At 61.1% G+C, this 548-nt stretch carries 2 protein-coding genes; both read left to right on the top strand.

What is annotated here, in order from left to right:
* Positions 1-252: hypothetical protein (locus tag RXV88_RS23650; RefSeq protein WP_316296191.1), on the top strand; the 252-nt coding region annotated here is incomplete at its 5' end.
* A partial coding sequence (locus RXV88_RS23645; protein WP_316296190.1) for a hypothetical protein occupies positions 230-548 on the top strand: 319 nt, incomplete at its 3' end. The genes RXV88_RS23650 and RXV88_RS23645, both read left to right, overlap by 23 nt.

Here is a 548-nt window from a genome sequence, read left to right as displayed (position 1 = left end):
ATCAGCCAGATCGAAAGGGGTCAACGGATGCCCACCATCCGCGAGCTCTGCGCCCTGTCGTTGATCTACGGACGCAGTTTCGAAAGCCTCTACGCCGAGATCCTGAAAGAGGTCCGAAAAGACCTCCGGGAAAACCTGGCGACCATGCCCGCAGAGCCAAAAGAATGGCCGGCCATCGAACGGCGCCGGAAATCCCTCGACCGCCTCGCCCGACGATTACTCGAAGAAGATGACCGGTATCATGTCAGTTAGAAACCAGCGGGCGCTGGCCGTCGCCGCCCGAACCGGACGGCTTGGTTGCGTGGTGGTCGATGACGGCGACCTGGTGATCTGGGATACTTCGGAGAAAGGGGCCAGCTCGTCTGCCAAGGCCGCAGCCAAACTGCGCGATTGGATCAGGGAATATCACCCCGACGTGCTTGTCACCGAAAATCCCGATGCAGCGGGGCGCAAGCACGGGCAACAGATCAGGATCCTGAAAACCTTTGCCGCGATCGGGCAAGACCTGCCCCTAGTCAACCTCGTCGTGCGGAGGCGCCGCACGTTCC

Source organism: Aestuariicoccus sp. MJ-SS9, assembly GCF_032586235.1.
Lineage (GTDB): Bacteria > Pseudomonadota > Alphaproteobacteria > Rhodobacterales > Rhodobacteraceae > Aestuariicoccus.
Note: the sequence above shows the minus strand (reverse complement) of the source record. Positions and strands in the feature narration are given on the sequence as shown.